The organism is Shewanella acanthi (assembly GCF_019457475.1).
Classification (GTDB): domain Bacteria; phylum Pseudomonadota; class Gammaproteobacteria; order Enterobacterales; family Shewanellaceae; genus Shewanella; species Shewanella acanthi.
In genome coordinates, this window is record NZ_CP080413.1 from 1,641,464 (window position 1) to 1,659,177 (window position 17,714).

At 46.5% G+C, this 17,714-nt stretch carries 16 protein-coding genes; 9 read left to right on the forward strand and 7 right to left on the reverse strand.

Features of this window, described 5'->3' with window-relative positions; genetic code table 11:
• Nucleotides 1–7: 7 nt before the first annotated feature.
• Both K0H61_RS07310 and K0H61_RS07315 read right to left on the reverse strand, forming a co-directional pair.
• Nucleotides 8–1,084, reverse strand: coding sequence for an efflux RND transporter periplasmic adaptor subunit (locus tag K0H61_RS07310; RefSeq protein WP_220052558.1), 1,077 nt, complete (start codon nucleotides 1,082–1,084; stop codon nucleotides 8–10).
• A 296-nt stretch (nucleotides 1,085–1,380) separates the two neighbouring features.
• Nucleotides 1,381–2,667 (reverse strand): citrate synthase, encoded by a 1,287-nt coding sequence (locus K0H61_RS07315; protein WP_220052030.1) that lies wholly within the window; start codon nucleotides 2,665–2,667, stop codon nucleotides 1,381–1,383.
• 415 nt (nucleotides 2,668–3,082) lie between these two features.
• On the opposite strand from K0H61_RS07315, the gene sdhC reads away from it, so the two are divergent.
• The 8 genes from sdhC (at nucleotide 3,083) to sucD (ending at nucleotide 12,755) form a co-directional block, all read left to right on the forward strand.
• Nucleotides 3,083–3,478, forward strand: coding sequence for a succinate dehydrogenase cytochrome b556 subunit (gene sdhC, locus K0H61_RS07320; protein WP_220052031.1), 396 nt, complete (start codon nucleotides 3,083–3,085; stop codon nucleotides 3,476–3,478).
• Nucleotides 3,472–3,819 (forward strand): succinate dehydrogenase, hydrophobic membrane anchor protein, encoded by a 348-nt coding sequence (gene sdhD, locus K0H61_RS07325; protein WP_011789070.1) that lies wholly within the window; start codon nucleotides 3,472–3,474, stop codon nucleotides 3,817–3,819. The genes sdhC and sdhD overlap by 7 nt, the downstream gene beginning before the upstream one ends.
• A complete protein-coding gene (gene sdhA, locus K0H61_RS07330) occupies nucleotides 3,820–5,586 on the forward strand; it encodes a succinate dehydrogenase flavoprotein subunit (RefSeq protein WP_220052032.1) in 1,767 nt (588 codons plus the stop codon). It abuts the gene before it with no gap.
• An 11-nt stretch (nucleotides 5,587–5,597) separates the two neighbouring features.
• The gene (locus K0H61_RS07335; protein WP_220052033.1) at nucleotides 5,598–6,305 is read left to right on the forward strand and encodes a succinate dehydrogenase iron-sulfur subunit; all 708 of its coding nucleotides are present in this window, start codon (nucleotides 5,598–5,600) and stop codon (nucleotides 6,303–6,305) included.
• Between the two features lie 214 nt (nucleotides 6,306–6,519).
• Nucleotides 6,520–9,339 (forward strand): 2-oxoglutarate dehydrogenase E1 component, encoded by a 2,820-nt coding sequence (sucA, locus tag K0H61_RS07340; RefSeq protein ID WP_220052034.1) that lies wholly within the window; start codon nucleotides 6,520–6,522, stop codon nucleotides 9,337–9,339.
• 47 nt (nucleotides 9,340–9,386) lie between these two features.
• Nucleotides 9,387–10,583 carry a 2-oxoglutarate dehydrogenase complex dihydrolipoyllysine-residue succinyltransferase gene (odhB, locus tag K0H61_RS07345; protein WP_220052035.1) on the forward strand — a complete coding sequence of 399 codons (1,197 nt, stop codon included), beginning with the start codon at nucleotides 9,387–9,389 and terminating at the stop codon, nucleotides 10,581–10,583.
• A gap of 133 nt (nucleotides 10,584–10,716) precedes the next feature.
• Entirely contained in the window at nucleotides 10,717–11,883 is a 1,167-nt protein-coding gene (gene sucC / locus K0H61_RS07350) for an ADP-forming succinate--CoA ligase subunit beta (RefSeq protein WP_220052036.1), read from the forward strand.
• A complete protein-coding gene (gene sucD, locus K0H61_RS07355) occupies nucleotides 11,883–12,755 on the forward strand; it encodes a succinate--CoA ligase subunit alpha (protein ID WP_220052037.1) in 873 nt (290 codons plus the stop codon). The genes sucC and sucD overlap by 1 nt, the downstream gene beginning before the upstream one ends.
• 146 nt (nucleotides 12,756–12,901) lie before the next feature.
• Here sucD and K0H61_RS07360 read toward each other — a convergent pair whose 3' ends face one another.
• From K0H61_RS07360 to K0H61_RS07375, 4 genes are all read right to left on the reverse strand, one after another.
• The gene (locus tag K0H61_RS07360) at nucleotides 12,902–13,324 is read right to left on the reverse strand and encodes an HIT family protein (protein ID WP_220052038.1); all 423 of its coding nucleotides are present in this window, start codon (nucleotides 13,322–13,324) and stop codon (nucleotides 12,902–12,904) included.
• A 246-nt stretch (nucleotides 13,325–13,570) separates the two neighbouring features.
• A complete protein-coding gene (locus K0H61_RS07365; RefSeq protein ID WP_258406025.1) occupies nucleotides 13,571–14,449 on the reverse strand; it encodes a DUF481 domain-containing protein in 879 nt (292 codons plus the stop codon).
• A 387-nt stretch (nucleotides 14,450–14,836) separates the two neighbouring features.
• On the reverse strand, nucleotides 14,837–15,805 hold the full coding sequence (locus tag K0H61_RS07370) for an ATP-grasp domain-containing protein (protein WP_220052039.1): 969 nt from the start codon (nucleotides 15,803–15,805) through the stop codon (nucleotides 14,837–14,839).
• Between the two features lie 23 nt (nucleotides 15,806–15,828).
• Nucleotides 15,829–16,290 (reverse strand): MaoP family protein, encoded by a 462-nt coding sequence (locus K0H61_RS07375; protein WP_220052040.1) that lies wholly within the window; start codon nucleotides 16,288–16,290, stop codon nucleotides 15,829–15,831.
• A gap of 108 nt (nucleotides 16,291–16,398) precedes the next feature.
• Between K0H61_RS07375 and hdfR the strand changes: the two genes are divergently transcribed.
• Complete coding sequence (hdfR, locus tag K0H61_RS07380) at nucleotides 16,399–17,250, forward strand: HTH-type transcriptional regulator HdfR (RefSeq protein WP_220052041.1); 852 nt, start codon at nucleotides 16,399–16,401, stop codon at nucleotides 17,248–17,250.
• A 64-nt stretch (nucleotides 17,251–17,314) separates the two neighbouring features.
• Here hdfR and K0H61_RS07385 read toward each other — a convergent pair whose 3' ends face one another.
• Nucleotides 17,315–17,686 (reverse strand): diacylglycerol kinase, encoded by a 372-nt coding sequence (locus K0H61_RS07385; protein ID WP_220052042.1) that lies wholly within the window; start codon nucleotides 17,684–17,686, stop codon nucleotides 17,315–17,317.
• Nucleotides 17,687–17,714: the final 28 nt, after the last annotated feature.

Below are 17,714 nucleotides of genomic sequence, written 5' to 3' on the forward strand. Positions count from 1 at the left end.
ACTCCTATCACTGCTTAGCGCTAGCTAAGTCGAGTGGGGTGATCACTTCAACTAGGGATTGGTCTTTCAAGTTTTGTTGACCACGGGTCACCACCTGCTCGCCAGGTTGAATACCTGAAATGATTTCTACCGAGTCACCTTCACGGTAACCAATTTGTACTTCACGGCGGTTGGCGTGCTGGTCGGCATTAGTACCATCGATAACATAGAGCGCTTGTTTGTTGTCCTGATTAATCAGTGCACTGTAAGGAACGGTAATAACATTTTCATGGGTATCGTATTTAAGCTCGACGCGGGTAAACATACCGGCCTTTAGTTTTGCGTCTTGATTAGGAACGGCAAGGGTGACTTTAAAGGTACCGCTTTGTGCATCGACCACAGGGCTGATGCGCAGCACTTTGGCGTGAATAGCTTCTTTTGCCTGTTGATTACTGAAAATCTGTGCCTCTTGGCCTAAACGCAAACTCGCTAATTGTTGCTCGGGTAAATGCACTATGCCGTGTAGCTCATCTTGGTTGACGATGTAAAACAGTTCGCTAAACTCCTGTGCCATATTGCCTGCTTTGACATAACGCTTAGCAATAATGCCATCGATGGGCGAAACAACACGGCTTTCTTTTACCTGCAGCTCTGCTAAATCCCGTTTAGCGATTGCAGCTTGCAGGTTGTATTCCAGTTTGGCCATGGAATCGGCGCTAATAAATTCCTTATTACTCATCTTTTTCAGGCGGTTTAGTTCCTGCTCGATGATATTTACCTCGGCAATGGAGCGGTCTAAATCGTATTGTTGACGTTTTGCATCGATCACAGCTAATACCTGACCTTTTTTAACGCGGTCGCCTTCTTCCACATTAATCGCTTCAATTAATCCGGCGATACGGCTAACCACATTGGCTTCCTGCGGCGCTTCGAGTGTCGCAGTGGTGCTGTAGAAGGAGGAAACATTGCCTTGCACAACTGTGGTGGTTTCGACGGGAATGGCATATTTTTCTTCTTTTTTGGCCACTTCCTCTTCGCCACAGCCTGCCAGCATCGAAACTAAAAGCACGGGGAGGGCAAACTTAGCAATTTTGGTGTTTTCCATTGGGGTATTACCTATTGTCATTTTTATGATGCCATCATAAAGCACGAACTGTGCCAATAATTAAAGTGTTTATTTTCAATTAATTACATTGATTTGATGACAATCTGATTAATGGAATTTACTAAATGTAGTTAAAAAGTTTAAAAAGTGATGAAAATTGCTAATCGGATTGAGGTTTAAATGACCAAGTGAAATACGGTATAGGGCAGGGTGCGCGTTCGAGGTGATGGCCAGTATGGTTAAGGCATAAAAAAAGCGCCCATTGGGCGCTTTAACTCAATCAAGGCGAACGCGGATTAGCGTTTGTCTTGGCTCACAAATTCACGGGCAACCGCGCCAGTGTATAACTGACGTGGACGGCTGATCTTGTGACCTGGTTGATCTAACATTTCTTTCCAGTGAGCAATCCAACCTACGGTACGTGCTAATGCAAATAGTACAGTGAACATGCTCGTTGGAATACCAATGGCCTTCATGATGATGCCAGAGTAGAAGTCAACGTTTGGATAGAGTTTCTTCGAAATGAAGTACTCGTCTTCAAGCGCAATGCGCTCAAGTTCCATTGCAACATCTAATAATGGATCTTTGACTTTCAGTTCGTTCAGCACTTCGTGACAGGTTTCACGCATGACTTTGGCACGTGGGTCAAAGTTTTTGTATACGCGGTGACCGAAGCCCATCAGACGGAATGGGTCGTTCTTATCTTTTGCACGAGCAATGAATTCAGGAATACGGTCAACAGAACCGATTTCTTCCAACATTTGCAAACAGGCTTCGTTAGCACCACCGTGGGCAGGACCCCACAGAGAAGCGATACCTGCAGCGATACACGCAAATGGGTTCGCACCCGAAGAACCCGCTAAACGTACAGTAGATGTAGAAGCGTTTTGCTCGTGGTCAGCGTGCAGAATGAAGATTCTGTCCATTGCACGTTCAACGATTGGGTTAACTTTGTATTCTTCGCAAGGTACAGCAAACATCATGCTCAGGAAGTTACCTGCGTAGCTCAAGTCATTGCGTGGGTACACGAATGGTTGGCCAGAAGAGTACTTGTAGCACATAGCTGCAATCGTTGGCATTTTAGACACTAAACGATAGGCAGCGATTTCGCGGTGGCGAGGATCGTTGACATCGAGAGAGTCTTGATAAAATGCAGATAATGCACCAGTGACACCACATAACATCGCCATAGGATGCGCGTCACGACGGAAGCCTCTGAAGAAGAAGGCTAATTGCTCGTGCACCATGGTGTGGTTTTTCACTGTGTGAACAAATTCAGCATATTGCTCTTTAGTCGGTAATTCACCGTAAAGCAGCAGATAGCATAGGTCTAGGTAATCGGAGTCAACGGCGAGTTGCTCAATCGGATAGCCACGGTGTAACAATATACCTTGATCACCATCGATGTAGGTAATTGCAGATTCACAAGAGGCTGTCGCAAGAAAACCTGGATCAAAAGTAAAGTAACCTTTGCTGCCAAGCTTACTGATGTCGATTACGTCAAAACCAGCGGAACCCTGCTTAACTGGCAATTCTATCGAGTCGTTACCTGGTAATTCTAATTTGGCTTTTAATTCAGCCATACCCCGTTCTCCTTACTTCGTTCTTATCGCTGAGTGCGGCATGTCAAACGGGCAATACTTTACAGCCAATCCAGATCACATTTCAATTTAAATAAGCGTTTAAATTTGTTAGACCATGGTATAAACCGCTTTATTTCCCGCTTTACCGCTGGCAGTTAAGCCAAAAACTCACTAAAAAAACAAAATTTGCATTCTGTGATGTTTGTATTTGACATTTCGCGCGAGTATACTTGCCTCCGCCTAATAAGGGCCGCAAACATTGACGATAAAATACCCTACATTTAGATGTTAAATGATTGAGTGTTCAACTAGTTAACTGTTTGTTTTAACTTTGCTTTTGTGTTTACTTTTTTTGTGACATCGATCACGGTTAAAGTTTGTACAAAAGCGGTTCAAATAACAAAAAAAATGCTCAATGGAGCTGAGTGAGCAGAACGTGAAAAAGCAAAGACCTGTCCATTTAGATCTGCAGACCATTCGCCTTCCTGCAACAGCGATTGTGTCAATTCTTCACCGTGTTTCGGGTGTCATCATGCTATTTGCAGTTGGCATTCTGATTTGGTTGCTAAATTCATCTTTAGCTTCCGCTGAAAGCTTCGCGGCAGTGCAAACTCTGTTCGATAACTTCATTGTGAAGTTTATCATGTGGGGTATTTTGACTGCGTTGACCTATCACTTATTCGGTGGTTTACGCCACTTAGTAATGGATACTGGTCGTTGGGAAGAGTTGGCTTCTGGTAATGCCTCAGCAAAAGCTGTGTTTGTGTTGACGGTAGCCTTTTCAATTTTAGCGGGGTTATGGGTATGGTAACCAATGCAGCAAGTTTTGGACGCAGTGGTGTTCATGACTTCATTTTATTACGCGCTAGTGCAGTGATTCTTGCCTGTTACACCATTTTCTTGGTTGGCTTTATTGCATGTAGTTCCCCTCTCACCTACGACGTATGGCATGGCCTGTTTAGCGCTCTGCCTATGAAAGTGTTCACACTGCTTGCCCTGGTTGCGCTGCTGGTTCATGCCTGGATTGGTGTGTGGCAAGTGCTGACCGATTACGTCAAGTGCACGTCGTTACGTGGTGTTTTACAGTTCACCTTTGTCGTTACCGTTTTCTGCTATTTAGCGGCCGGCATTGTTATTGTGTGGGGTGTCTAAGTGAGTATTCCAGTACGCGAATTTGATGCTGTAGTCATCGGCGCCGGTGGTGCGGGTATGCGCGCAGCACTGCAAATTTCTAAAGAAGGTAAAAGCTGTGCGCTTTTATCGAAAGTTTTCCCAACGCGTTCTCATACCGTATCAGCGCAGGGTGGTATCACCGTTGCGTTAGGTAACGCGCATGAAGATCACTGGGAACAACACATGTACGATACCGTTAAGGGTTCTGATTTTATCGGTGACCAAGACGCTATCGAATTTATGTGTCAAACCGGTCCAGAAGCCATTATTGAACTCGAGCACATGGGTTTACCTTTCTCTCGTTTCGATAACGGTAAGATTTACCAACGTCCTTTCGGTGGTCAATCTAAAAACTTCGGTGGTGAACAAGCTGCACGTACTGCAGCCGCGGCTGACCGTACTGGTCACGCGCTACTTCACTGCTTATACCAGCAGAACGTAAAACACAAAACAGAAGTGTTCTCTGAATGGTATGCCCTCGATTTAGTGAAAAACGACGACGGCGCAATTGTAGGTTGTACTGCAATTGAAATTGAAACCGGCGAAATCGTTTATTTCAAAGCCAAGGCCACTGTTCTAGCAACAGGTGGTGCAGGCCGTATCTACGCATCAACCACTAACGCACACATCAATACCGGTGACGGTGTGGGTATGGCAATGCGTGCTGGCGTTCAGATGCAAGATATGGAAATGTGGCAATTCCACCCAACGGGTATTGCAGGCGCGGGTGTACTCGTGACTGAAGGTTGCCGTGGTGAGGGTGGTTATCTGCTAAACAAAGACGGCGAGCGTTTCATGGAGCGTTATGCGCCAAACGCGAAGGACTTAGCATCACGTGACGTAGTAGCACGTTCAATGATGACTGAAATTCGTGAAGGCCGCGGTTTAGATGGCCCATTAGGTCCACACTGCTTACTGAAACTCGATCACTTAGGTAAAGAGACCTTAGAAGCCCGCCTACCTGGCGTGTGTGAATTATCTCGTACCTTCGCGCATATCGATCCGGCCGATGGTCCAATCCCAGTACTGCCAACTTGTCACTATATGATGGGTGGTCTGCCAACGAAGGTGAGCGGTCAAGTTATTCGTAAGAACGACGATGGCAGCGAGCAAGACGTTGTGGGTCTGTTTGCAGTAGGTGAGATTGCCTGTGTGTCTGTACACGGCGCTAACCGCTTAGGCGGTAACTCACTGCTCGACTTAGTGGTATTTGGCCGCGCTGCGGGTCAACACTTAGGTAAAGCGCTCGATGAGACTGCGGATCCTAAAGATGCGACCGATGCAGAAATTCAAGCTTCTCTGGCTCGTCTGAACCGTTGGGAAAGCAACAAAGACGGTGAAGATCCAGCGCAAATCCGTAAAGATCTGCAACTGTGTATGCAATTAAACTTCTCTGTATTCCGCCGTGGCGATGCAATGGCAGAAGGTTTAGAGCAGTTAAAGGCTATCCGTAAGCGTTTAGAAAATGCCAAGTTGTCTGACAACTCTCGTGAATTCAACACTCAACGTATTGAATGTTTAGAGCTGGACAACCTGATGGCGACGGCGATTGCCACCGCTTATGCCGCTAACTTCCGTACTGAGAGCCGTGGCGCTCACTCACGTGAAGACTTTTTAGAGCGTGATGATGATAACTGGTTATGTCACACCCTGTTTGATCCTGTGACTGAAACCATGGATCGTCGTGCTGTAAACATGGCGCCTAAGTTACGTGAAGCTTTCCCGCCGAAGAAACGTACCTACTAGGAGTTGCATAGATGAAATTGGAATTTGCAGTTTATCGTTACAATCCTGATGTAGATACCAAACCTTACATGCAGGATTACAGCCTAGAAGTGGCTGATGGCTCTGACATGATGGTGCTCGATGCACTGATCAAGTTAAAAGAACAGGATCCAACCTTAGTGTTCCGTCGCTCATGCCGTGAAGGTGTTTGCGGTAGTGACGGTGTGAACATGAACGGTAAAAACGGTCTGGCTTGTATTACACCGGTTTCGACCTTCAAAGGTAAGAAATTGGAAATCCGTCCACTGCCAGGTATGCCAGTGGTTCGTGACTTAGTCGTTGATTTAACTCAGTTCTACAAGCAGTACGAGAAGATCAAACCGTTCCTCATCAACGATGAGAAGAAACCTGCCCGTGAACACTTACAGTCTCCTGAAGAGCGTGCTCATTTAGACGGTCTGTACGAATGTATCATGTGTGCATGTTGTTCTACGGCTTGCCCATCATTCTGGTGGAATCCTGATAAGTTTATCGGTCCTAGCGGTCTGCTACATGCTTACCGTTTCCTGATCGACAGCCGCGATACAGCGACTGAACAGCGTTTATCTGAACTAGACGACGCTTATAGTGTGTTCCGTTGCCACGGTATCATGAACTGTGTGGACGTATGTCCTAAAGGTCTGAATCCGACTAAAGCAATTGGCCACATTAAGTCAATGCTGTTGAAGCGAGCTGTGTAATGCAGGAACCCGAGCTAAGTCTAACAACAATATAGCTCTTAAAGAGTCACTTTCTGGTTTGCAGAAGGTGACTCTTTTGTGTATGTGATGGAATACTACGCGCCGTGACATCTGGGAATCTAGAGCGGCAAACATTATGCGTCAAAGTTCAGCGCTTATGATTGCATATCAATACTATGGCAAAGCACGTGTATATAGTTTGAAAGGAATAGAAATGCACCAAGGCATCATGAAAGCCTGGCTCGAATCATCTCACTTAAGTGGTGCAAACTCGACCTACGTAGAAGAGATGTATGAAGCCTATCAAGAAGACCCATTGTCAGTTACTGAAGACTGGCGTGCGGTATTTGATAACCTCCCTCCGGTAAATGGTGCCTCAAAAGACGCGCCTGAAGCGGCCCACTCAAAAGTACGTGATTACTTCCGTAGTCTCGCGATGGAAGGTCGTCATAAGAGTGCTGCTCGTGTGACCGATCCTGAGTTAGATGCGAAGCAAGTAAAAGTGTTGCAGTTAATCAACGCGCACCGTTTCCGTGGTCACCAAGGTGCTAACCTTGATCCCCTCGAACTATGGAAACGTGAGCCGGTTGCTGACTTAGATCCCGCCTTCCATGGTCTGACCAAGGAAGATATGGATCGTGAATTCAACACAGGTTCTTTCGCCCACGGCGGCGAAACCATGAAGCTTGCGGATCTCGTTAAAGCGCTTAAAGCGACTTACTGTGGTTCTATCGGTGCTGAGTACATGCACATTACCGATACTGATGAGAAGCGTTGGATCCAACAACGTCTCGAACCAACCTTAGGTAAAGCGCACTACGACAAAGGTGTTAAGACACGTATTCTTGAGGGTTTGAACGCTGCAGAAGGTATTGAAAAATATCTTGGTGCAAAATTTCCAGGTGCAAAACGTTTCTCGCTAGAAGGCGGTGATGCGCTGGTGCCTATGATGCGCGAAATCATTTATCGTGCAGGTGAAGCGGGCACAAAAGAAATCGTCGTGGGTATGGCTCACCGTGGTCGTCTGAACCTATTGATCAACATTCTGGGTAAGCGTCCTGCAGAGCTCTTCGACGAGTTTGCGGGTAAGCATGCTGATACCCATGGTTCTGGTGACGTTAAATACCACCAAGGTTTCTCTTCAGATTTTGAAACGCCGGGCGGCAACGTGCACTTAGCACTGGCCTTTAACCCGTCTCACCTTGAAATCGTTAACCCAGTGGTGATGGGCTCTGTACGTGCTCGTCAAGACCGACGTGGGTGCAAAGACGGTTTACAAGTGATGCCAATCACTATCCACGGTGACTCTGCGATTGCCGGTCAAGGTATCGTGCAAGAGACATTCAACATGTCTCAAACCCGTGGCTTTAAAGTGGGTGGTAGCATCCGTATCGTGGTTAACAACCAAGTGGGCTTCACCACATCTAACCACACCGATGTGCGTTCTACTGAATACTGTACTGACATCGCTAAGATGGTTCAGGCGCCTATTTTCCACGTTAACTCTGACGATCCAGAAGCTGTTGCCTTTGTTGCACAGCTGGCTGTTGATTATCGTAACGAGTTCAAACGTGACGTGGTGATTGATTTAGTGTGTTACCGCCGTCATGGCCACAACGAAGCTGATGAGCCAAGTGCAACTCAGCCGCTGATGTATGCCAAGATCAAGAAACACCCAACGCCACGTAAGATTTACGCTGACAAACTGATCGCCGAAAACAGCATCGCTGCCGATGAAGTGACCGGGATGATCAACAACTACCGTGACGCCTTAGACCAAGGTGACTGTGTGGTGAAAGAATGGCGTCCAATGACGCTGCACACTGTGGATTGGACCCCTTACTTAAACCGTGAGTGGGACGAAACCTACGCAGCGGCTATTCCACTTGATCGTCTGCAAAATCTGGCAGAAAAACTGAGCTACGTGCCAGAAAGTCATCCACTGCATTCACGTGTTGCCAAAATCTACGGCGATCGTGTTGCTATGGCAAAGGGTGAGAAGCTGCTTGACTGGGGCTTTGCTGAAACCTTAGCTTACGCAACGATTCTTGAAGATAAAAAACGTGTGCGCATTACGGGTCAAGACTCTGGCCGTGGTACTTTCTTCCACCGTCACGCAGTGCTGCATAACCAAAACGATGCGACAACCTATTTACCACTGCGCAACCTGTCTGAAGACCAAGGTCCAATCGACATCACTGACTCAGTATTATCTGAGGCCTCAGTACTGGCCTTCGAATACGGTTATGCGACAGCTGAACCTGGTGGCCTAGCGATTTGGGAAGCTCAATTCGGCGATTTTGCTAACTGTGCCCAAGTGGTTATCGACCAGTTCCTGTCTTCTGGTGAGCAGAAGTGGGGCCGTCTATGCGGTCTGACCATGCTGTTACCGCACGGTTACGAAGGTCAAGGTCCAGAACACTCAAGCGCCCGTTTAGAGCGTTTCTTGCAGCTGTGTGCTAACCACAACATGCAAGTGTGTGTGCCATCAACGCCAGCACAGGTTTACCACATGCTGCGTCGCCAAGTGGTGCGCCCAATGCGCCGTCCACTGGTGGTGATGTCACCTAAGTCATTGCTACGTCACCCATTAGCGGTTTCTAGCATGGAAGAATTGGCTAATGGCACCTTCCAAAACGTGATCGGTGAAATCGATACGTTAGAAGCGAGCAAAGTCGATCGCGTCGTGTTCTGTAGCGGTAAGGTGTACTTCGAGCTACTGGAAAAACGCCGTAAAGAAAACATCAATAACATCGCAATAATCCGTGTCGAACAGTTATATCCGTTCCCACATGAAGAAATGGTTGCAGCATTAGCTGATTACCAACATGTGAAGGATTTTGTCTGGTGTCAGGAAGAGCCGCAAAACCAGGGTGCTTGGTATTCTAGCCAACATCACTTCTGGGCTGCTATCCCTGAGGGTGCAAAACTGACCTACGCTGGCCGTGAAGCTTCTGCTGCACCAGCCTGTGGTTACCCAGAGCTGCATGCTCACCAACAAGAATCTTTAGTGAACAGTGCCCTAAAGCTGTAATAGCTAAGACTGTAGTCATAGACATTTTATAAAAAGGATCGTTTTTCATGAGTATCGAAATCAAGGTACCCGTACTGCCAGAATCTGTTGCCGACGCAACTATCGCCACTTGGCACGTGAAAGTGGGTGAGCCAGTTTCTCGTGATCAAAATCTGGTTGATATTGAAACTGATAAAGTTGTTCTTGAAGTTGTTGCACCAGAAGATGGTCACATCGGCGAGTTCCTGTTCCAAGAAGGTGACACAGTGCTGGGCGAGCAAGTGATTGCTAAGTTCATCGCCGGAGCGGTTTCTGGTCAAGAAGTGACTAAAGCACAAGCCGAAGCTGCAGCGCCGGCTGCCGCTACGACTGACGAGTCTAACGATGCGTTAAGCCCATCAGTACGTCGTTTACTGGCTGAGCACAACTTAGATGCCAGCAAAATCAAAGGCACCGGTGTGGGTGGTCGTCTGACCAAAGAAGACGTTGAAGCCTTCATCAAGTCTGCACCAAAAGCAGCACCAGCTGCCGCAGCAGCGCCAGCAGTACAACCTTTAGCTGCAGGTCGTAGCGAGAAGCGTGTTCCAATGACACGTTTACGTAAGACTATCGCTAACCGTCTGCTCGAAGCGAAAAACTCTACCGCGATGCTCACCACGTTCAACGAAGTGAACATGAAACCAATCATGGATATCCGTAAGCAATACCAAGATATCTTTGAAAAGCGCCACGGTATCCGTTTAGGTTTCATGTCTTTCTACGTGAAAGCCGTGACTGAAGCCCTGAAACGCTTCCCTGAAGTTAACGCGTCTATCGACGGTGACGATATCGTTTACCACAATTACTTCGACGTGAGCATCGCGGTTTCGACTCCACGTGGTCTGGTAACGCCAGTGCTGCGTGACACCGATACCATGAGCCTGGCTGACATCGAAAAAGCAGTGCGCGATCTGGCTATCAAAGGCCGTGATGGCAAGCTGACTGTTGCCGACATGACTGGCGGTAACTTCACAGTCACTAACGGTGGTGTGTTTGGCTCTTTAATGTCAACACCTATCCTGAACCTGCCACAAAGCGCGATCTTAGGCATGCACGCCATCAAAGACCGCCCAATGGCAGTCAATGGTCAGGTTGAAATCCTGCCCATGATGTACCTAGCACTCTCATATGACCATCGTATTATCGATGGCCGTGAGTCTGTTGGCTTCTTAGTTGCGATTAAAGACTTCTTAGAAGACCCAACTCGTCTGCTGCTGGATCTGTAATCTAGCTCGATAGGTGACCGATAAAGTTCGGTCATCGCGAGTCTGGTTTAAGACAATAGCAAGACATACCCTCGTGACTGGCCTTAATAACAGGGCCAGTTGGATTTGATTAGAAGTTTACGGATAGATCATCATGAATTTGCATGAGTATCAGGCAAAATCTCTATTTGCCGAATATGGTTTACCAGTGTCAGAAGGCTTTGCTTGTGATACAGCTCAAGAAGCAGTAGAAGCAGCGGGTCGTATTGGCGGAAATTTATGGGTTGTTAAGTGTCAAGTACACGCAGGCGGCCGCGGTAAAGCGGGTGGCGTTAAAGTTACTGGCGATAAAGAAGAAATCAGAGCTTTTGCTGAACACTGGTTAGGTAAAAACCTGGTTACTTATCAAACAGATGAGAAAGGTCAGCCGGTTGCTAAAATTTTAGTAGAAAGCTGCACCGACATCGCTAATGAACTGTACTTAGGTGCAGTCGTTGACCGCGCTACCCGTCGTGTAGTGTTCATGGCGTCAACTGAAGGTGGTGTTGAGATTGAGAAAGTGGCTGAAGAAACGCCAGAACTCATCCACAAAGCGATCATCGATCCGCTGACAGGTCCTCAACCATACCAAGCACGTGATCTTGGCTTCAAACTGGGCTTAAACCCAACTCAAATGAAGCAATTCACTAAGATCTTCATGGGTCTGGCGAACATGTTCGTTGATCACGATTTCGCTCTATTAGAAATCAACCCGCTGGTTATCACCACTGAAGGTAACCTGCACTGCTTAGACGGTAAAATTGGTATCGATGGTAACGCACTGTTCCGTCAACCAAAGATCAAAGCAATGCACGATCCATCTCAAGATGACGCCCGTGAAGCTCACGCAGCAATGTTCGAACTGAACTACGTTGCTTTAGATGGTAACGTTGGCTGTATGGTGAACGGTGCTGGCCTTGCGATGGGTACTATGGACATCGTTAACCTGCACGGCGGCAAGCCAGCTAACTTCCTCGACGTAGGTGGTGGCGCGACGAAAGAACGTGTTGCTGAAGCATTCAAGATCATTCTGTCTGACAGCAATGTTAAAGCCGTTCTGGTTAACATCTTCGGTGGTATCGTACGTTGTGACATGATCGCAGAAGGTATCATTGGCGCTGTTAAAGAAGTTGGCGTTAAGGTTCCAGTTGTTGTTCGTTTAGAAGGTACTAACGCTGAATTAGGCCGTGAAGTATTAGCTAAATCAGGTCTTGATATCATTGCAGCTAACAGTCTGACTGATGCGGCTGAGCAAGTAGTTAAAGCTGCGGAGGGCAAATAATGTCTGTATTAATTAACAAAGATACCAAGGTAATTTGCCAAGGCTTTACCGGTGGTCAAGGTACTTTCCACTCTCAACAAGCTATCGATTACGGTACGCAAATGGTTGGTGGTGTATCTCCAGGTAAAGGCGGCACTGAGCACTTAGGTCTGCCAGTGTTCAACACTGTGAAAGACGCTGTTGCTGCAACTGGCGCGACTGCTTCTGTTATCTACGTTCCAGCACCATTTTGTAAAGATGCAATCCTTGAAGCAATCGACGGTGGTATTGAGCTGATCGTTTGTATCACTGAAGGTATCCCAACACTGGATATGCTGGAAGTGAAAGTGAAGCTAGAAGAAACTGGCGTTCGCATGATCGGTCCTAACTGCCCAGGTGTTATCACCCCAGGTGAATGTAAGATTGGTATCATGCCAGGTCACATCCACTTAAAAGGTAAAGTGGGTATCGTTTCTCGTTCAGGTACGCTGACCTATGAAGCGGTTAAGCAAACCACTGACGAAGGTTTCGGCCAATCTACTTGCGTAGGTATTGGTGGTGACCCAATCCCAGGTACTAACTTCATCGACGTATTGGAAATGTTCCAAAACGATCCACAGACTGAAGCCATCGTGATGATCGGTGAAATCGGTGGTACTGCTGAAGAAGAAGCGGCTGCTTACATCAAAGCAAACGTGACTAAGCCTGTTGTTTCTTACATCGCTGGTGTAACTGCACCTGCTGGTAAGCGCATGGGTCACGCTGGTGCGATCATCGCTGGCGGTAAAGGTACTGCTGCTGACAAATTTGCTGCATTAGAAGCTGCTGGCGTAACAACTGTTCGCTCTTTAGCTGATATCGGTAAAGCACTGCGTGAAAAAACAGGTTGGTAATCTAACCTTGTGTAAAAAAGGCGCCCTAGGGCGCCTTTTTTGTTGTTGATATTTATGCACTTTTCTCTGTAGGCAACTTAGTAAACCAGTAAGTTGAATGTCTAAATTGCTCTGTTGTTTCCCCTGCGTGAACGTATTGATAGTGCTTAATCTAAATGGGAAATGATCTTTGCCGCAAAGGCTTTTAACACTTCTGGATCGGCAAATTGCACCGCATGCCCGCGAAGATTCTGTAATGAGCCGGGTAACACATGGATATGAAAATGCGGCACGGTTTGGCCAATCCCTTTGCCATTTTGTTGAAAGGTGGTGATCCCTGGCGCATCCATCGCAGCCTGTACCGCTTTTCCGACCTTTTTCACTGTGCGCATGCAGGCAAGGGCAGCGGTGTCTGACAGTTCAAATATCGTGGCCGCGTGCTCCTTTGGGATCACTAAAACATGGCCATCAATCTGCGGCATCACATCCATAAATGCCAGTGTATGTTCATCTTCGTAAACTTTGATGGAGGGGATTTCTTGGCGAAGGATTTTGGCGAAGACATTGTCATTATCATAGGGTTCGTGCACTTAAGACTCCTTTATGTTGTGCGACATGCGAGTGCGGGTACTAAGCACAGTGATATTAATCCAGTACTTAAGATACAAAATGGATAAGCGATTGAAAAGCGCACCTAACATCCATCAAGTATTTCTTTTTATCAGGCAATAACTGCCCAATTAAGGTGTTAATTGCAGTGATTCTGAGTGTGGGTAGTGAGTGTTGGTGTTACCCATTACAGTACGCCAATTTGGCTAAACGTAGTGGGTTAATATTTAAAAGGAGAAACTCACCGATAGCATAGGGCCGATAAAACTGTAATAGATGTTGTAATCGGCAATTTGAGTGTCTTTTTCCGGCGAGTTTTGGGCGATATCCACATCGACTTTGTAGTAGTTGTAGGCGACGCTCATGTGCCAAGCTGGGGTTATTTGCGCTTCGAGGCCTAACTTTACATCCACTAACTCGCCTTTGACATCATTGAGCTTGATGTAAAAGTATTGGGCGTGGCTTGTCAGCTTCCAACCTGGCGTGAATTCATAATTCGCGTACAGTCCAAAGTCTGGCAGTGGCGCAGTGACATTTTCATCGATAATCTGTGGAATCGCTTGGCTTGAGCAGACATTGTTTACGAGATTAGATGCAGAGCAAACGCCAATCACGCCCTCAAATCCGGTTTTGATAAACATAGTATGTAAACCAATGGAAACGCCCACATTGTAATTGCTGCCTTGAAGTGCATCATAACCATAACCTAAGCGCAGAATATCAATGTTTAAGGTTGAGTTTAACTTTCCCCCCGCCTTGATATCGTAGATGGTATCGTTGATTTCAATTTGGAAGGGCTTTGTTAGGGCTAACGTTTCGGCATTGCGGTGTAATTGTTTCCAGTCGAAGTAAACATTGTGCCGTTCAGAGAAGTGATAATTGACTTCAAAAAAGGGTAAAAACTCATTCTCTGCCAATTGCAAATCGGTTTCGTAATCTAGGGTAAAGGTGTTTCCACTGGAAGGATTAGTGACCTGCATATTGGTATCAGACTGCGAATAAAATCCACCCAGCTCGATGCTCAGATCGCCTGCCTTGACATTGCTGCTTAGCAATATTGCGAATGCCAGCGTGTTAGCCAGTGAAATAGGGCGTAAGAAATTCAAAGTCACTCCAAGCTGTTTTTATTGTTTCCTGCGATTACATAGGGTCTAAATAAATTTCAAGGTGGTTTTACTGAAGGTCAATTGGAGTGTAACAGCATATTTCAGATTGTGAATTAATTGTTTAAAAAAATGAGTTTTTTATGATTTAAAACAATAATGGCTGCGATAGTAGGGAATAGCCGGGTAGTTTGGGGGCTTAATCACAGCACCTTATCAGGTTCCGTAATAAAGGCAAAACCGTTGATAGGAGTGGTTTACTTAGGTTTAGCGTTAGTATTTTTCCCGCAGTCTGTAGGCTAAAAACGCCATATACTGGGATGAAACGAGTAAGCAGTGGGTTAAGTGGTGATATAAATGCGGCTAACATAGTGTTAGCCGCAGGAGAGATTACTTCGCGTTAACAGCTGGCTCAATCTCTGTGCGTGCCGTTGCAGCACTTGGTTCATCCTTATTGAACATCCCTAGACGGATGCGGATAAAGTGCAAAATTTGCGCGGCAATATCCACGTTTAGGCAAGATTCTAGGCCTTCAAACCCTGGTGAGGAGTTAGCCTCACAAATCTTATAGTGACCGTTATCAAACAACAGATCGATACCTGCGACATCCAAGTCCAAAATGTTCGCGGTTTGGGTGGCAAGCCACTCGATTTCGGGAGTGATTTCAAATGGACGCGCCGAACCACCCGCACTGACATTGGCCTTAAAGCTGTCTTCCTGTCCGCGGCGTTCATAACAGCCAGCGACACGACCACCAATAGTGAACACCCGTAAATCACGGCCATGGCTGTTAGCGATAAACTCCTGCAGAATAATGTTAGCGTTTTTATTAGTCGCCTCAATTAATTGCATTAAGTCATCGAATTCTCGGGCCTTATGGGATAAAAACACGCCGCTCCCTTGGGAACCCGACAGGGTTTTAATTACCACCGGAAAACCTAAGTGACGTTCGACTAATTCGATGTCGACTGGGAATTTCACCAGCATGGTTTTAGGTGTGGGCAAATTCTTTTCAGCCAACAATTGTTGGGAAAAGAGTTTGTCTTTGACAATCTCAATAGCCTTGGATGGATTGAGGCAATAGACCCCTAATCTTTCTAAATGGCGAATAATCGCAAGGGCAAAATAGGTGGTACCAGAGCCCATGCGTGGAATAATAAAATCTGGTAATTCAACGGGTTGACCATTTAGCAGAATACTTTTGTTGTCTTCACGGGTCACGGTGAGATCGAACTCATCGGGCGCATACACCTCAAGCTCGATGTTATCGGCTTTGGCAGCAGCTAACAGACGTTCAATCTCATACAATTCAGGTTTTAGCTGAGTCGCGGTTTCTTTATATAAAATCCAACCACGCATTTAATCGCAAACCTTAGTTTTCATCATTTATCCTCGGGTTCAGACTCATCCTGAACTTCTTCATCAATCTCGACATCCACATCAACATCATCGAATGCCGCTTCGGGCTCGACTTCGGCGGGTTTCGCGGGCGGTAAATGTACCGTACCCACCACGGCATAAAAGGGTTTGCCTAGCGCGAGCCTGCGGTACTTTAACCAGATCTGCTCCAACATGCTACTAGGAGCGATATTTCCTTTGATGACTTCGACAAATTGCGCCTCGTCGGCACTGACGGGAAGGATCTTACCTTCGGCGAGGTTTTTCATGGCATGGCCATGCATTTCGAGGAGTTCGGCTTCTCTACTGGTAAAGTCGCCGCTGCGTTTAAAACCTTTGGGGAAATTGGCATCGTCGTAAAATCGTTTATTGGACGCAAAACTCGACACTGGGCCGTTTAATAACTCTGCTGTTTTGTTCGCGTTTGAAAATGACTGTTCAGACATGGCAGTGACCTTCTAGTTTTTGATATACAAAGATTTGCAACTGGAGTATTGGCTAGTATTATTGATTTATAAATCAAAAAAATTTGCCAATGTTGGTCAAGAATTTTTATGGACACCGATCTACTAAAGACCTTTCTTGAAGTCTCCCGTACCCGTCATTTTGGTAAAGCCGCCGAAAACCTGTACCTTACCCGCAGTGCTGTAAGCTTTCGGGTCAAACAGCTTGAGGGCATTTTAGGCGTCGCTCTATTTGAACGACAACGTAATAATATTCAGCCTACTCCCGCGGGTGAACGCATGCTGGGCCATGCTGAAGCTGTGTTGACGGCTTGGGAACGGGCGAAACAGGACGTATCCCTAAGCCAGCTACAATCGACGCAACTTGCCATTGGTGCAGGCCCTAATATTTGGGATGCCTATTTACAGGGGCATTTACAGCATTTGCACGTGGGGTTACCTGGGGTGGCGCTTCGCACCGAAGTGTTGCCATTAACGGTAATGACCCGACAACTAATGGACAGAACCCTGGATTTAGCAATTTCGTTTGACCCTCCCAAACTCGATCAATTTGAGTTAGTGCAACTTGGGCAAATCAATTTATTGCTGGTCTCAAGTACCGCTAATCTAAGCGCCGCCAGTATAGCGCCAGGGCAATATGTTAAGGTCGATTGGGGCACGGCTTTTAACATTATTCATGCCCAGGAATATGCCGCATTGCCAGTGCCAACCCTGCATACAAGCTCCGCCCGAATTGCCTTAGACTTTATTTTGAATAATGGGGGGTGTGCATTTTTACCTGAGCATCAAGTACAGGGACTATTGAGGGATGGCCAGTTACATTTAGTCAATGGGGCGAGCGCCATTTCCCGCAGCGTGTATGTGGCCTATTGGGCCGAGAACGACAGATTAGAGCAAATTCAGCAGGCGATTCGATTTTTGACCGATAAAAAAAGTCTGTAATTCATACAAAAACGCCTTTAGTGTTTAGCTAATGGCGTTGCAATTCATAGGCTACATCAACTGCTTAAAATAGGTGTGGGAGTAGCACGATTAGCCAGGTTAGTCCGCATAGGGTTAAACTCATAAACACCGCCGCCGAGGCAATATCCTTCGCCTGACCGCTTAAGGGATGAATTTCACTGCCAACCCTGTCGACTACCGCCTCAATCGCGGAGTTGAGTAGTTCAACAATAAGTACAATAAATAGGGTTAGGATCAGCATTAAGCGTTCCATGGTGCTGATATCCACGAAAAGTGCAATCGGAAGCATTAATAGTGCAAGGATGAGCTCTTGTCTGAAAGCGGCTTCATGTACCCAGGCCGATTTTAATCCCTTCATTGAAAAGCCCGTTGCTCTGAAGATGCGTTTGATACCGTGATTATTGGCGGGTTTCATAATAATTCCATTGAGTTTTACGTGAGTT

Excerpts from the sequence above, each read along its gene's own strand:
- sucD (WP_220052037.1), top strand. The coding sequence starts at position 11,883 with ATGTCTGTATTAATTAACAAAGATACCAAGGTAATTTGCCAAGGCTTT.
- K0H61_RS07385 (WP_220052042.1), bottom strand. The coding sequence starts at position 17,686 with ATGAAACCCGCCAATAATCACGGTATCAAACGCATCTTCAGAGCAACG.
- K0H61_RS07335 (WP_220052033.1), top strand. The coding sequence starts at position 5,598 with ATGAAATTGGAATTTGCAGTTTATCGTTACAATCCTGATGTAGATACC.
- hdfR (WP_220052041.1), top strand. The coding sequence starts at position 16,399 with ATGGACACCGATCTACTAAAGACCTTTCTTGAAGTCTCCCGTACCCGT.
- K0H61_RS07375 (WP_220052040.1), bottom strand. The coding sequence starts at position 16,290 with ATGTCTGAACAGTCATTTTCAAACGCGAACAAAACAGCAGAGTTATTA.
- K0H61_RS07370 (WP_220052039.1), bottom strand. The coding sequence starts at position 15,805 with ATGCGTGGTTGGATTTTATATAAAGAAACCGCGACTCAGCTAAAACCT.
- sucC (WP_220052036.1), top strand. The coding sequence starts at position 10,717 with ATGAATTTGCATGAGTATCAGGCAAAATCTCTATTTGCCGAATATGGT.
- K0H61_RS07310 (WP_220052558.1), bottom strand. The coding sequence starts at position 1,084 with ATGGAAAACACCAAAATTGCTAAGTTTGCCCTCCCCGTGCTTTTAGTT.
- sdhD (WP_011789070.1), top strand. The coding sequence starts at position 3,472 with ATGGTAACCAATGCAGCAAGTTTTGGACGCAGTGGTGTTCATGACTTC.
- sucA (WP_220052034.1), top strand. The coding sequence starts at position 6,520 with ATGCACCAAGGCATCATGAAAGCCTGGCTCGAATCATCTCACTTAAGT.
- odhB (WP_220052035.1), top strand. The coding sequence starts at position 9,387 with ATGAGTATCGAAATCAAGGTACCCGTACTGCCAGAATCTGTTGCCGAC.
- sdhC (WP_220052031.1), top strand. The coding sequence starts at position 3,083 with ATGGAGCTGAGTGAGCAGAACGTGAAAAAGCAAAGACCTGTCCATTTA.
- K0H61_RS07315 (WP_220052030.1), bottom strand. The coding sequence starts at position 2,667 with ATGGCTGAATTAAAAGCCAAATTAGAATTACCAGGTAACGACTCGATA.